This is a genomic window from Acetatifactor sp., from assembly GCF_982438285.1.
In genome coordinates, this window is sequence record NZ_CEWDFQ010000041.1 from 1 (window position 1) to 14,486 (window position 14,486).

Here is a 14,486-nt window from a genome sequence, read left to right on the forward strand (position 1 = left end):
TTGATATACTGTGGATGTACGCTTTTAAAAGTTTTTACAGGAAAGGAAAAAATTATGCCCATTACGTCTGATTTTCATCTGCACTCCTCCTTTTCCGGGGATTCCTCCACTCCCATGGAGGAAATGATCCTGAGAGGAATTTCGCTGGGACTTACGGAAATCTGCTTCACGGAGCACAATGATTTCGAATATCCGTCCTCCCCTGATGGAGACGGCTCCCAGTTTTTATTAAACACCGACGCCTATCTCTATGACCTGATCCGGTATCGGGAAAAATATGCTGACAAAATCAAGGTTCTCTTTGGCGTGGAGCTGGGCCTGCAGCCGCAGCTTATGCGGCAGGACGCCGTATATGCCAAGTCCTATGATTTTGACTTTATCATCGGCTCCTCCCATCTGTGTCATGGGAAAGACCCCTACTACCCCTCCTTCTATGAAGGGCGCACACAAAAGGAAGCCTATCTGGAATATTTTGAATCCATTCTGGAAAACATCAGGAAGCACTCCAATTTTGACGTGTACGGCCATCTGGATTACGTGGTCCGCTACGGTCCAGACAAGGATCAGGGCTATTCCTACGATGGATACAGGGAGGTGATCGATCAGATTCTGGAAGCGTTGATCGAGAACGGAAAGGGACTTGAGGTCAATACCGGCGGGCTAAAGAGCGGGCTGTCCGATCTTCATCCCTGTATGGATATCTTAAAGCGCTACAGACAGCTTGGCGGAGAGATTGTCACCGTAGGCTCCGACGCCCACGATGCAGGAAGCATGGCCGCTTCCTTTGACCGGGCGGGAAAAGTGCTTTTGGACTGCGGTTTTCGGTATTATGCCATCTTTGAAAAGCGCACCCCGGAATTTAGGAGGATTTGATTTTTCGTATTTTCGCCAAAACGCCCCAGAAAAAGGGGCGGATTGGACGAAAAAAAAGCCATATTCCGGCAAACAGTCTGTAAATGGGATTTTCCACAGAAAACCGGTGTCCTCTACGGATTACCTCCTTTAGAACGCCTTTGATCTGCCCCTCTGAAAGAGGCCCTTCTATGTCCCTTTGATTATCTCCCACCATATAAAATTCACTGCCCCTCCGCTTCCAGATGCGGTGCAGCACCAGTCTGCCGCTTTCCCTCCGGTAAAGGGCCACATCCCCTCTTTTGAGCTTCGCCGTGTCTGCGGGTCCGATCACCGCCTCATCCCTTCCCGGCACAAAAAGGGGATACATGCTGAAGCCCTTTGGGTGAATCCTGATCAGGTTCCCTTCCTCCAGCAGTTTTTCGATATCCACCTTCGCCCCCCGCTCCTTTTCTTTCCGCTCCATGTGTCTTTGCCCTATGTCCCTTTTTTCTGCATTCTTCTGCTCCATGCCCATTTGCTCCCCTTCCGGTCCTTCCCGTGTTTCCACCCTTTATCATGCTTGCTTGTATGAAGTATTATAGCATTTTTACTTCAGGAATGCTATAATGCCCTTATACTGAAATCGGAGGAAGAAATGAAGCGAAGCAAGGACTATATGTTATGCCATATATCGGGAATCCCCTATCTTCTCCCCTTCGGGCAGGGAATAGCCGATCACAGGCGGGGAATCAAAATCAACGAAACCGGCGTCTATCTCTGGGAGCTTTTAAAGCAGGACTGTACGGAAGATATGCTGGTCTCCAAATGTGCCTCTCATTTCCATGCAGACAGCGTCCTGCTGCCGGGGCTTCGAAAAGACATACAACAATTTTTGAATATCCTGCAGGCCCATGGGATTGTAGAATCCTCACAGGCAAAACCGGACAGCCCTGTCTCCTTTTACAGGCAGATCAAAATCGGAGGCCTTATATTGGAATTAAGCGGTCCTGCCAGTGCATTTTCTGATCTTTTTCTCCCCTTTACAGTGCAAAAATGCGAAAATGTGCACCAAAGGATAAGGGTGCTGTGCCGCATACCCGCAAAGCATCCAAACGGCGCTGTGCTTCTGCGAAGCAGTGATCTGGTGGTTATGGAGGGGGAGGAAGAATATATCTTCCTGTTCCCCGTTCTTCGTCATATTTGGGAAGCCAGAATGACAAAGGACGGCTCTCAGATGACTTTTTACTGCCGTCCTCCCTTTACGGATGCTTTTCGGGAAAATCTGTTTCACGCCATCCGGCTTGGTTTTTTGTATCTTTCCCAAAGGCATCATATGGCGGTCATTCATTCCGCTTCTTTGCTCTACCAGGGCAGGGCATGGCTCTTTGCCGCTCCCTCTGGAACAGGCAAGTCCACACACACTGAACTATGGAATCAGATCCTTCAGGCTCCCCTCATCAACGGGGATTTAAATCTTCTTGCTATGGATGAGGAAACCCCTTTCGTTCATGGGCTTCCCTGGTGCGGAACCTCCGGAATCAGCGATGCAGGCTCCTACCCCTTAGGGGGCATTATCCTTCTCAGGCAGGCGGAAAAAAATTATGTAGAAGCCCTCAGTGAGGATCAGAAACAGCTTCTTGTGATGCAGCGGTTCATATCGCCGGCCTGGAACAAAAAGCAGCAGGAGGCTAATCTATGTTTCGCGGGCAGGCTGCTGCCCCATGTTTTCATCTGCAGACTGCACTGTACAAAGGAGGTCTCCGCCGTTCATGTAATCAGGCAGGCCATCGACAGCTATTTGGAAATGAAGATTGAAAATTAAAATTTCCTTCTGATTACGAAGCCGCCCGCGCGGCAGAATGAGAGAAAAAAATGATTGAAAAGATAAAACATATCAAAAAAAGGATACAGGAAGGCCTGCTGAAGGATATGTGGCGGCAGACAAAATGGATTTACCGGTACGCCAGACGTTATTGGGGAGCCATGATTTTTTATACCTTTCTGGGTCTTACAGGCACACTGGTTTCCCTGGGCTCCAGCCTTATCTCCAAAAATCTCGTGGACATTATCACAGGCCGCCAGACCGGTGAGCTGCTTAAAACCTTTTGTCTGATGATCGGCTTTGGCATGGGCAGCGCCCTGATGAATCAGCTGTGCAGTTATGCCTCCTCCTGGATCAGCATGAAGGTAGACACGGAAATCAAGGCGGATATTTTTTCAAAAATGCTGGTAGTGGATCTGGAATCCATAGCTCATTACCACACCGGTGATCTTTTGACCCGCTGGAGCCAGGATACCTCCAATATAGCTGCCGGGGTATTGAATTTTCTCCCAAATCTGATCATTTATCTGTTCCGGTTTATCAGCGCCTTTACCATTGTTGTCTACCACGATGCCTCCTTCGCTTTCTTTGCCCTGCTTGGCATCCCCTTCAGCGCTGCCGTGTCCCGCAGGCTGTTAAAACGCATGACAGACAATAACCAAAAAAGCGCGGCCATGAATGCAAAAATGTCGGGATTCAACCAGGAATCCTTTGCCAATCTGCGCACCATCAAGGCCTTCGACATGGTTCCTCTGTATGTGAAACGGCTAAAGGATCTGCAGACAGAATATATCTCCATGAAAATGGATTTTCAGAAAATGTCCCTGTTTACCTCTCTTTTGATGACAGCGGTGGGACTGCTCGTGTCCTACAGTTCCTACGGCTGGGGCATTTACCGGGTCTGGAGCGGCGCCATCAGCTATGGAACCATGACGCTGTTTCTATCCATGTCCGGGACCCTGACCGGCGCCTTAAACAACTTAATTTCCCTGGTTCCCACCTCCATCTCCCTGACCACCTCTGCAGGAAGACTCATGGATATTTTGGATATGCCAAAGGAGGATTACAGTCATTCCGAGGAAACCTCTTTGTTTTTAAAGCAATATGGCGCAGAGGGCTTTTCCATCCGTTTCAGTCACCTGACCTACTCCTACCGCCAGGGCGTAAATGTATTGGAAGACGCTTCCTTTACCGCCCACCCCCACCAGATTGCAGCCCTTGTTGGACCCTCCGGGGAAGGGAAAACCACAATGCTTCATCTGATGCTGGCGCTGCTTCGCCCGGTGTCGGGAGAAGCCCTTCTGCTTGCAGGCAATGGGGAATCCGGGGCTTCTCTGCCCCTGTCCCCATCCACCCGCAGGCTCTTCTCCTATGTGCCCCAGGGGAACACTATGTTTTCCGGCACCATAGCAGAAAATCTGCGCAACGTAAAGCCCCAGGCCACGGATGAAGAAATCATTGCCGCCCTGGAGGCGGCATGTGCCTGGGAGTTTGTGGAAGCGCTTCCGGAGGGCATCCACAGCTATATCAGAGAGCGGGGAGGGGGCTTTTCCGAGGGTCAGGCCCAGCGGCTTGCCATTGCCCGGGCGCTGTTGTGCCATGCCCCCATTCTTTTGCTGGACGAGGCCACCTCAGCCCTGGATACCGCTGTTGAAAAAAGAATTCTTCAAAATATCGCAAGGGATGCTTATCCCCGCACCTGTATCGTGACAACCCACAGACCCAGTGTGCTTGCCATCTGCGACGCTGTCTACGCCATTCGTGACAAGCGCTGCGTGCTGCTTGATCAGGAAGAAATACGGGCTCTTTCCGGCCTCTGATACTGGCAGCGCCCTGGATCAAAAAATGCTGTGAGCAACGTGCGCCGCCAGGCGTACGCATAACGGGGGAACGGCCAAAGTCAGCCGTTCCCCCGTCTGTTTTCATGTCTGTCAATGCTGTCCGCAGTCATAATTACAGCTCAGCTGTGCACCTGTAATGGCAAGACCGGAATCCGCCTGCACCACCACATCTCCAAGCCCTACATTATCCTGGGCATTGTTGTGATAACCGTAAGAAATGGAAATGGCGCTGGTGCCGTCTCCTCCGGCCAGGGTTCCACCCGATGACACATAGGTTACGGGCTGATTGAAGGACAGCGTCAGCACCTGTGCGCCGCTGTGATGTCCATCTGACGCATTATGGGCTCCCACTACCTGTATCCGATAATCGCCCCGTCCCATCTGAGGTGTCTGCGTAATCACGGCGTTTACCGTATAACAATCACCACTGGCCATATAGATGCCCTCTGCCAGTTCTTCATTTATCAATACGATAGGTCTCTTATACTCTGTCATACTACACTTATCCTCTCTCTACCGGCAAGCCGTCAGGGCATCCGGCAAAATCACTCTCAAACAACGATTCCCCGGGAAGCTCACTGTTTCGATCGCCGCCGGAATAGGAACATGCCTGGCACATATCCGCACCGGGATTTGCCGCTGTTCTTCCAAAACGGCATCTTACCCGATTATCAGTCAAGTCACCGCTGGCGGCATACACGCCCTCGCTGACTTCATCCACAATTTCCACCACAGGTATTTCATATTTTTCCATCATCCAATACCTCCCACACCTTTACAGTCTTCATAATCTACTTAATATAATACACTAGTCAATCAACATATGTCAATCACTTTGCTTATTTCCACAGCCGTAGGCCCGCCATCAGACGGCTTCTCTGCTTTGCCTTCTTCAGGATGGACCAGCCGGACACCTTGCGTATTCTGCGGTTATTGAGCAGAAAACGCGCAAGCGTCACTGTCCAGAGGGCAGGCCAGATGAAAAACACGCTTCCCGCTCTTGGGAAATTCAGCCGCATCTGATGGTGAAATTCTCTGGCAAAGCCTCTAAACCCCGCCTCCCTGAGCGCCACCATACGATCCGCAGCGGATTTTCCGAATTCCTCCGCCTCCAAAATCTCTTCCATGAATTCCCTTTCACAGCCCTCTTTCGGAAGTCCCATCCACTCCACCCTTTCTCTGGCAAGTCCCAGATAAGCGCAGCATGCCAGGGTCACCGTATCAGAAAAGCCTTTCAGTCCGCTTTCCTTCACCAGGCAAAGGTATTGCTCTTTCTGGGTTTGGGATACGCACCTTCCCCAAAACACTGTCCAATCGCACAAAAGCTTTAATCCAAAGCCCGCCCTCAGGAAGTGCTGCAGCATATGAAGCAGCAGCTCGTAGGCATGGAAGGCGTCGTCCAAAACAGGAAGCTCTACTCCCATAAGCTCCTTTTTGTATATATGCTTTCCACATTCACGGAGCTTTTCCTCCAGATATCTGTTGATGCGCTCATGGTCAAAGGGCTCAGCCAGCATGGTGTGCAGCTCTATTTCGATTCCCTCTTTGGAGGCGAGCACCACATGGTGCAGGGCAGTCTGCTTTTCTTTTACCCAAAAGCCTTTTTTCTTCAGCACGTCGCATGCCCGGTCAAGCTCGTCTGGACAAAGCAGCAGCAGATCCACATCCCCGGACTTTCTAAGCTCCGGCTCCGGATAAAAGGAAGCCGTGGCCGCTCCCTTCAACAGCACTGTCTGCACTCCCTCCTTCGACAGAGTGCCGATCAGATATTTGCTCAGAAAAAGAAGCCGATAGCTTTGCATAACCGTTCTCCTTGCCGCCTCCAGAATTTCTTCCTGCACCGCTTCAGGAGCCTGTCCTGTCTGCTCCCCGGCAAGAAACAAAAGAGGGAGCACTCCGTGAAGTCTGGCCGTCTGCAGGAGGCTGCGCCATTGATATACAGGCCTTTCATCAACCCTTTCCCCTTCTCCCAGAGCTTCCTTTAGCAGGTTCAAAAGACCCGCCTCCTGTGGGCCAAAATCCTTCTTTTGTGCAAGAGCGCCTTCCGCTCTTTGGGTGCCGTTTGCCCTCTGGGCGTCATCCTGGGAAGCCCTTCTTTTCTGCCTCCACCTGCCCACAAGCATTCGTCCCTTGCGCACAAGCAGCTTAAATTCCGGCCTTCGGCAATAGAGAATCAGATATCCAGAATTCACCAGAAAAACACAGATGAGAAGCCTGCATACAAGAACCACAGAATGGGGGCCTTTAATCTGGCTGCACAGTCCATCGGCCGCCGCCCCCAGTACAAGGGTCACTGCAGCATACAGCCCGTAGCGCAGAAAATAGGGTTTTGCGGAAGTCTTTAGATGATGCTTGTAAAGCATATAAGGCTCCACCCACAGGGAAGTGGTCACTGTGCTGATCATGGTGCCGATAAAAATCCCGGCAGTTCCCATGCTCCTTCCCAAAATAACGGAGGCTGCCAGATTGATCGCCGCTTCTGCAAGGGATTTATACCTGTCATACCGGAAAAGTCCTATGGAATCCCGGAATACAAGGCAGGCCTGACGCATTCCCGTCAGGTAAAAATTAAGGCAGAGAATCAACGTCACCTCTCTTGAAAACACATATTGTTCTCCAAAGCTTTGCGCCACAAAAGAATCTATGAGCTCATACAGGCACACAGCCGCCAGCCCAAACACCCATTGTCCTGCAAAAAAGCAGCTTCGAAAATCCGCTTGACCCGGTCTGTGCTTTCCTCCACCCCGAGGTTGCCCACACTGGCGGTGATTCCCTGAAACATCTGGTTTAACACCTGGCGTACAGAGCCAATGATCAGATAGTAATTGGAGTAGCAGCTTACGCTGGCAATCCCCACCATAGAGGACAAAAGCAGATTGTCCGTATTGTTCACAATCACATTGCCTACCTTGTGCATCAGCATGGCGCGCACATCCCTGTATATCCCCTTTCTCTCCTGGCTGGGAAGCCTCTGTACGTTCTTTTGGCGCAGATAGGGATACATTTTATCCGCCTTTCTGGATATACAGAAATTATTTCCCAAAGTGCACAAAATCAAAATACTTACAAACAGGATAAAGTTTCCTGTAAACAGAAGCGCCGCTATCTGCAGGGCATTTTGCAGCAGCAAAAAGCCGGTCTGATACAAAACGCCTATATAGCTCAGCTGATGTGCGTCAATAAGGGTTTTTTTGTATACCAGCAGATAGGACAGCACGGAATTTAACAGGTACATCAGATAAATAAACGTAATATGCTCAATGCCCGCCCCGTCCTTGATCAGCACATCCAAAAAAGGCAGCACCATAAGTCCGCAGGCAAGCACAATGGCCGCCACCACACGGTAAAAGGTCCGGTACATGCGCATCAGAGATTTCTGGCGCTCCAGATCCTCCTCGGCAATAGGCCTGTACAGGGCACAGGTGATGGCCGTTCCCACTCCAAGCTCCGAGAGGGACAATATGTTTAAAATATCCGTAAACAGCCCGTTGATACCCACATAGCTTTCACTGAGCGTATGGGTAAATACCACCCTGGTCAGAAATCCCGCCAAAATGGCTATGATTCTCGCCACAATAGCCACAGTGGTATTGCGCGCCGAGTATTCCGTCCTGCTTTTCTTCGTCACAACGCTTCCTCCAGATCTCTACCGCTCAAAGGAACAGGGCTTTGGCAGTATCTGTGCAAATGCCTCCGAAAGCTCTGCCTTTATCCGCTCAAAATCTCCCGCAAACCGGGCGTCATTGATGCAGACCTGCTTCTTTTTCTGTCCCCTCACCGTCCGTACAAGCTTCCTGTTATCCTCCGAGATATCAAAATACCCAAAATTTTTCTGTACATTACAGGGAAAGAAATTTCCCGACAGCTTCTGCCATTCCCGAAACAGATAAGGCGTCAGATCATTTTGGCTGCGGAAACGGTTTGCGGACATTTCACAAAGAGCCTCTCCCTCCTTCTCCCACACCTCAAAAAAAGTGCTCTTTAAAAAAGGAGAAGGTCCATGCACCGTATAAAAGCCCGTATACAGGGGAAAGAAAAGCTCCAGCAGATTGTAAAAAAAGTACAGAGGCGGATAACCGGGTTTAAAATAGCTTCCCGGCTGCAGGCGCACATTTTCCCGTTTTGAAAAATGTCCAGCCAGCGCCAGCGTATTGTTCAAAAACAAATGAGACATTACCGGGTTTTTTGGATTTGCCACCACCGGCTGGAAGGCCAGCATATCACAGGGCTTCCCTCCCCGGAAGAAATCTTCAGGGGCCGCTTTTTTTATCAAAAACATATCGTCATTAAAGTATACGAACTGTTTAGCAAGCCCCTCTATCCTGTGCAGGTAAATTTCAATCACATTGCTGTTAAAAACAGGCAGATATTCCTTTGGAATGTAGTCCTCATGTCTCACCACATGAAGCTTTTCATGATCCACATTCAGCCATTTCGGAAGATGTCCCCAGGTAATGAAATGAATCCTTCTGACCCAGGGCGCAAAAGCCTCCACTCCTCTGAACCAATAGGGCAAAAGCTCCCAGTCTCTGTAGCGCTCCTCACCTGCATCCCTTTTTTCAGCCTCTTTTTCCGTCTCTTTCCCATACGAATTTCTTTGTCTGCGCCAGGCCGGATCACTGCCATCCACCCAGGTCACCACAAAATCAATTTCCTTCTCCCCACAAAACCTCTGTCTGCCCTTCAAGCTTTTCTTCCTCCCAAAACGTCTCCGCAGCTCCAAGCTCTACCTCACCGATAAAATACCCGTACTTCTCCGGCTCCTGCTCATTTCCCAGAAGGATACGCTGCCCCGAAAGCCGGTCCGTAATGTCAAGATACACCTGAAAGCTTCCCATCTGCTCTCCCCAAAGAGATACCTCCCTGGAAAGAACCTGTGAATCTTCAGCCTGTGCGCCGCCGCAAAGCTGCCTCAAATCCTGTTCTATCTCATAGCTGTACACCCTGTCATTGGATGTGCTTAGAAATGTAAGCTGCGCCTGCACCTCCCGGTACAAGGGAGCAAAGCCCACATTCTGTATGGTCACATAGGTCTTTAAGCTGTCTCTTTTCCAGTCATAAACAAAAGATGCCTCTCTCAGCACAAGGCGATACCCTAAATGTCTTTCCATATAGGAAAGACCGTCCATCCCCTGAAAGCATCCTTCCCCAGCAGCCACATACTCCGTCCATTTTTCCAGCACCTGCGCGTCATAATCCCTGTTTAAGTAGGTCACGTGCATACGGGAAAAATCCTCCAGGGCATTTTCAAAATCATTGTAGGGATTATCGTTGACCACTTCTCCGCCCAAGGGCACTATCCTGCACAGCTGGTCCTGAAAGGCAAGCTCCTCCTCCCTGTTCCAGGGGGAAAAAGACCCCTGCTCCACCTTGGAGGATGCTCCATAGGTCCCATAATCCCCCTGATTTCCAAGCATTCCATCATTAAACAGACCAAGTCTGGAAGCAAGGGTGCCATCCCCTGGCTGCACCTGGGCCGGATCTGCAATCCCGGTGATATTGCGCCACTGTGCCGGCGTCCTCACCGCCAGATAGGCGCTCTGGGGAGCCGCCTGGGCCAAGCCCTCCGCAAGGTCTCTCAGCGCCCCAGGCTGTGAAAAGTTTGTGCCGTTCATTTCCCCCCAGCGGCCGATAAACAGGCCCTGGTAGAGAAAAACCTCCTTTTCGTACTCCTTTAAAATGGGCCCAAGCTGCTCCATATGCCCCAGGATCACACTAAGCTCATCCGGTTCAGATTGTGTGGTTTCCCCATTCCAGTTATACAAAAAGCGTATGATCAACTGCTTGTCTGTGGCACTGAGCGCTTCAAAAAGAGCACGGATATTGGCAAGTCCCCGGCTGGAAATCTCCCCTTTGGCGTATTGCTGGAGATTGATTTCTATGAGGGCTAAGCTTGTATCCGTATCCTGCCGGAACCTTTCAAAAATCTCCTTCTGAAAATCCGTCTCCTCATCCACAATGCGAAATCCATGAATATGATAAAAGCCTCTGTTTGGATTCTTCAGCTCCTTTGCAGATTCCGTAAAGACAGCGCTCCGGGCATGGACTCTGCCATGGCCTCTCAGTTCAAAATAAATCCGCACTCCAAAGAGTCCAAAAATTCCAAGCAAAAAAAGCGCCAATAAAAGAGACAAACCTCGCTGCAGCTTCTGCACACCGTCACTCATCGGCATCCTCCTGATACAAAATTCCCAGCTGATACAGGCTCTGCACATTCTGCCTGAAATAATAGCACACAAGGTATTCATCCTCATAATAAAGCTTCAGCTCTCCGGGGTAAAGCCTGTCAAATTCCTCACACCAGGCCATGGCTGCCTCCTCCACCAAAGCGCGTGATTCCAAATTGTAATAGATGTCAGAATGACTGACAAAAAATCTATCCGCCGCCCCATTCTGCCCTGTGAGTTCCGCTGATAAAATCTGCGGACACTGACTTACATTGGTGGCAAAATAAGCCGGATACTTTTCCCAGGCAAGCCACTTGGGGCCTGCAAAAAAATGGCTCTGGGAGGATTGAAGAGGTCTCTTTTCCACATACAAAAACACATACTCCGTGGGAAGGGTGTACCTTTGTGTCCGGCTCTTATTGACAAAGTCGACCAGTTCCTCATGCCAGCCGTACTGGATCACCTGATAGAGCTCATCCGTGGGAGACACAATGGTGTAAGTCTCCTCCGGCAGGCTATTCACAATGGAGCAGGTGGCAAGCACCGCGCCGTTATAGCGGGTCAGTTCATAATATAAATAGCCGTGAAAGCTTCCTGTAAGCATGGTTCCCACATAAATTGCCCCGGCCAAAAGCACCGATGCCGAATTCAGGATGAACCGCGGGACAAAAAGCTTTGGAAGCATAAAAAGCAAATCCGGCCCAATTCCCATGACGGCCAGAATCAGCAGCTGCTCTGTGGAACAAAGTCTTGCACCCTCCACCAGCTGGGGCAGTCCGATACTGGAAGCGCAGTACATTGTCATATACAGCACAGAGGCAAGGACGATAGCAAGATATCCGTCAAAAAAGCTTTTTTCTGCGGTTCTCTTTCTGCGGATAAGCCTTACAGGCAGCAAAATGATCCGGCATACGGCCCACAAGATCACTGCAAGAGCCGTTGCGCCTGCAATCCACTGTGCCCTCTGCTCTCCGTATAACGTCACATAACCCTTTTGATAGACAGTCCAAAGCTTCTCCTGCAAAGCACCTCCAAGGCTTTCAAGCTTCTCTGAAAGGCTCTCTGTTTCTTTCCCGGGCAGCGTCTGCTCTTCTGCCATCTGCCAGAGGGCAGATTGACCATGGGCAGATTGACCATGGGCAGCTTGACCATGGGCAGCTTCCCCCTCCATGCTCTCTCCCCCGGTCTGGCCGTCCAAGGCCTCCCCGGCTTCTTCCTGGGAATTTTCTGACGCTTCCTCCTGCGCGCTTTCCTCCTCTCCATTGATCACGCTCACAGCCCAGCCGATGGAGCCCTGAAAGGGAATCCCCGAGGCCAGGGCGCCGCCCATAGGTATCACAGCGATCAGAAAGCCGCAGATCACTGCTGACCCAAGAGGAACAAAATACCTGGGGAGGAAAATTTTGTGCCAGAACACCGGCACAAAGCACACACACAGAAAAAAGGCCATAATGGTGGGATAAAAATGGATCGCAAGAGAGGCTGCGAGGGACATAAGAAACAAAAGCAGATTCTCATCCCAGCAAAACCTGGTGCTCTTTCCCCTCCACTGCCTTTGGCCTGCGTTCTTCAAATATCTCACAAGAAAGGCCGCGCAGGCAAAGATCGTAAACAGGCCAAATTCCTGGGGAAGCGTCCACTGCAGGCGGGACATGCTGAAAATTTCGTCAACGCACAAAACATCCACGGTCAAAAAAGCCGTCAGAACCCACAGCGCCGTAAATCTCCAGCAGAAAATTTCCTTCATCAGAATATAAGCTGACACCAAAAACGCCGTCACATGAATTCCCCCAAGGAAAAGAAGGCAGCTGTATATCTTTATGCCAAAGAGCGTATGCAGCCCGTAAACAAAGCAGTGCATTCCTTCGGGATACACCCCTGCAGAAAAAACCTGTCCCTCCGTCAGCCCGTATATCCAAGCGTTATGGACATACAAATCCCCGGACCCAAAGGAATAGTCCTGAAAGGCTCCGTAGCTGAAATAAATCATGGCATACACAAGCAGAACGGCCAAAAGCCCATATTCCAATACGTGTCCCTCAAGCGCCCTTCGAAAGCATCTCCACCCTGCAAGCAGGCTTTCTTTCATTTTTTCCCAAAGGCGCAGAAAAAAGATCTTTTTCCCATAGGTTCCCGTAAACAAGTGCCGAAGGGCCCTCTTGTCTCTCTCCTCAAATTTTATGCCTCTGCAGATGGAAAAAAGAAACACGCCGTAAAACAGACCGCGAAATATCCACGGCTTCAAAATGTGAAGCAGGCCCAGCAAGAGCACCACTGTGTTGAAAAGCAGGATTTGTCCCGCCACGCAGAAGGAAAAACGGAAGGTCAGGGATTTTCCCTTGAGAACTCCCCGAAACACCACCGACGGCCAGATAAACATCACAAACAGATAGGCAAAAAGCACCTTTGCATACTCCAAAAGCCAATAACCTGTAATCATGAATCTACCTCCAGGGTTCCAAGCCTTATCCTCCCCCTTTTGTCACAGCTGTTGGCAAAGCGAATGACGGCTCCGTCCCTTTTTCTTTTCATTTCCAGAAAAAACGGGCCTTCCACAGGCCAAATATCACAAAAAAAAGTTTTTTCCTCTCCTGCGTCCACACTGCGCATATCCCACGAAAGCTTCTTTTTCTGCCCCGGTCCCATTTTATCCTCGGTGAAAAGAAACAGCTCCGCTTCCTGATAAAGCGGGGCAAAGCCTTTGTTTTGCACCGTAATTTCCAATCCCGGGCCCTCCTTTTTGAAAACTGCCTTCACCTTTCGAATCACAAAGCGATACCCCATATGACCGCCAATATAATCAAAGACGCTTTTTCCCTGCCAGACGCCCCCTGCGCTGCATTCCCACTGCCCAAAAAGCGTAAGGAGCCTTTGATCATATGTCCTGTTGAGATAAGTGATCCGCATCTGTGCAAGCTCCGCCAGCACTCTCTGTGGCGTCAGCTGTCTGTAAAAAGGTTCTCCAAAGACGGCCTCTCCCCCATTGGGAACCGTTCTGCACAGCTTTTCTTCAAATAAAAGCTCTTCTTTTTTCCCCCATGGCTCCTGCCACCCCGGCTTTTTCCCGGTATTTTCCCCAAAGGTTCCAAGATTGCTTTCCGAGCCGAATATTCCGTCGTCAAAAAGCCCCATCTGATCCCTTGCGGCCGCTTCCCCAATTCCCTGCTCAAGGCCCTCGGGATGCAGCATGCGCCAATGCACCGGCCTGCGCACGGCAAGATAAGTATTCCTTCCTTTTACCGAAGCAAGGGCTCCTGCCATGCTGCGCAGCTTATCCTCTCCAAGGAAACGAGAGGTGTGCATTTCTCCCCAGTTTCCCACAAGAACCCCCTGAAACACAAAGATAATGTCTCCATATTCCTGCAGCACCTCTCCAAGCTCCTTTAAGTGCTGCAGCACCCGCTCAAAGAAAAAGGGTTCCCGTTCCATGGCTTTTCCCTCATGGTCATAGGCGATCCGCAAAATTACATCGCACCGGTTTTCCCTGAAAAAAGACAATATTCTTCCTATGCGTGCAAGTCCTTCCGCTTTAAGGCTTCTGTCCCGAAAGGCTCCGATATTTATCATGACCAAAGCCAAAGCGTCTCTTTTGTCAATACACCATTCCAGCTCTTTGAAATCCGGCTCCTTTTCCGCATAGAAAGTGAAAATCTGATACCAGCCTCTGGCAGGATTACAGACAGCCTCCGTGGTTTCCGTAAAATCTGCCGGACAAAATCTCCATCTGCGATTGCCTCTGCGCCTTAAAAATGTCCGCTCCATCAATCCCCTTCCTCGCCCACAGCATCCGTGTCAATGCGAAACAGCTTAATTCTGATCCAC

General features: G+C 50.3%; 12 protein-coding genes. 3 read left to right on the top strand and 9 right to left on the bottom strand.

The genetic code is table 11. The features are described from left to right. A partial coding sequence (locus tag AC1WIP_RS03505) for a histidinol-phosphatase HisJ family protein (protein ID WP_481140509.1) occupies positions 1-873 on the top strand: 873 nt, incomplete at its 5' end. On the opposite strand, the gene AC1WIP_RS03510 is transcribed toward AC1WIP_RS03505, so the two are convergent. Continuing rightward, positions 860-1,363, bottom strand: coding sequence for a S24/S26 family peptidase (locus tag AC1WIP_RS03510; RefSeq protein WP_481140510.1), 504 nt, complete (start codon positions 1,361-1,363; stop codon positions 860-862). The genes AC1WIP_RS03505 and AC1WIP_RS03510 overlap by 14 nt on opposite strands. A gap of 126 nt (positions 1,364-1,489) precedes the next feature. Here AC1WIP_RS03510 and AC1WIP_RS03515 point away from each other — a divergent pair, with 126 nt between their 5' ends. Then, positions 1,490-2,656, top strand: a complete 1,167-nt coding sequence (locus AC1WIP_RS03515) for a PqqD family protein (RefSeq protein WP_481140511.1) — start codon at positions 1,490-1,492, stop codon at positions 2,654-2,656. Between the two features lie 50 nt (positions 2,657-2,706). After that, a complete protein-coding gene (locus tag AC1WIP_RS03520) occupies positions 2,707-4,476 on the top strand; it encodes an ABC transporter ATP-binding protein (protein WP_481140512.1) in 1,770 nt (589 codons plus the stop codon). A 111-nt stretch (positions 4,477-4,587) separates the two neighbouring features. Here the strand turns inward: AC1WIP_RS03520 and AC1WIP_RS03525 are convergent, their stop codons facing one another. From AC1WIP_RS03525 to AC1WIP_RS03560, 8 genes are all read right to left on the bottom strand, one after another. Further along, on the bottom strand, positions 4,588-4,992 hold the full coding sequence (locus AC1WIP_RS03525) for a hypothetical protein (protein ID WP_481140513.1): 405 nt from the start codon (positions 4,990-4,992) through the stop codon (positions 4,588-4,590). A 7-nt stretch (positions 4,993-4,999) separates the two neighbouring features. Then, positions 5,000-5,254 (bottom strand): hypothetical protein, encoded by a 255-nt coding sequence (locus AC1WIP_RS03530; RefSeq protein WP_481140514.1) that lies wholly within the window; start codon positions 5,252-5,254, stop codon positions 5,000-5,002. A gap of 82 nt (positions 5,255-5,336) precedes the next feature. Further along, complete coding sequence (locus AC1WIP_RS03535) at positions 5,337-7,178, bottom strand: nucleotidyltransferase family protein (protein WP_481140515.1); 1,842 nt, start codon at positions 7,176-7,178, stop codon at positions 5,337-5,339. Then, the gene (locus AC1WIP_RS03540) at positions 7,139-8,125 is read right to left on the bottom strand and encodes a lipopolysaccharide biosynthesis protein (RefSeq protein WP_481140516.1); all 987 of its coding nucleotides are present in this window, start codon (positions 8,123-8,125) and stop codon (positions 7,139-7,141) included. The genes AC1WIP_RS03535 and AC1WIP_RS03540 overlap by 40 nt, the downstream gene beginning before the upstream one ends. 18 nt (positions 8,126-8,143) lie before the next feature. Beyond that, entirely contained in the window at positions 8,144-9,184 is a 1,041-nt protein-coding gene (locus AC1WIP_RS03545) for a Stealth CR1 domain-containing protein (protein ID WP_481140517.1), read from the bottom strand. Continuing rightward, complete coding sequence (locus AC1WIP_RS03550; protein ID WP_481140518.1) at positions 9,144-10,664, bottom strand: DUF4832 domain-containing protein; 1,521 nt, start codon at positions 10,662-10,664, stop codon at positions 9,144-9,146. Before AC1WIP_RS03550 ends, AC1WIP_RS03545 begins: the two co-directional genes overlap by 41 nt. Further along, the gene (locus AC1WIP_RS03555; RefSeq protein WP_481140519.1) at positions 10,657-13,104 is read right to left on the bottom strand and encodes a hypothetical protein; all 2,448 of its coding nucleotides are present in this window, start codon (positions 13,102-13,104) and stop codon (positions 10,657-10,659) included. Before AC1WIP_RS03555 ends, AC1WIP_RS03550 begins: the two co-directional genes overlap by 8 nt. Further along, complete coding sequence (locus AC1WIP_RS03560; protein ID WP_481140520.1) at positions 13,101-14,426, bottom strand: DUF4874 domain-containing protein; 1,326 nt, start codon at positions 14,424-14,426, stop codon at positions 13,101-13,103. The genes AC1WIP_RS03555 and AC1WIP_RS03560 overlap by 4 nt, the downstream gene beginning before the upstream one ends. Positions 14,427-14,486 lie beyond the last annotated feature (60 nt).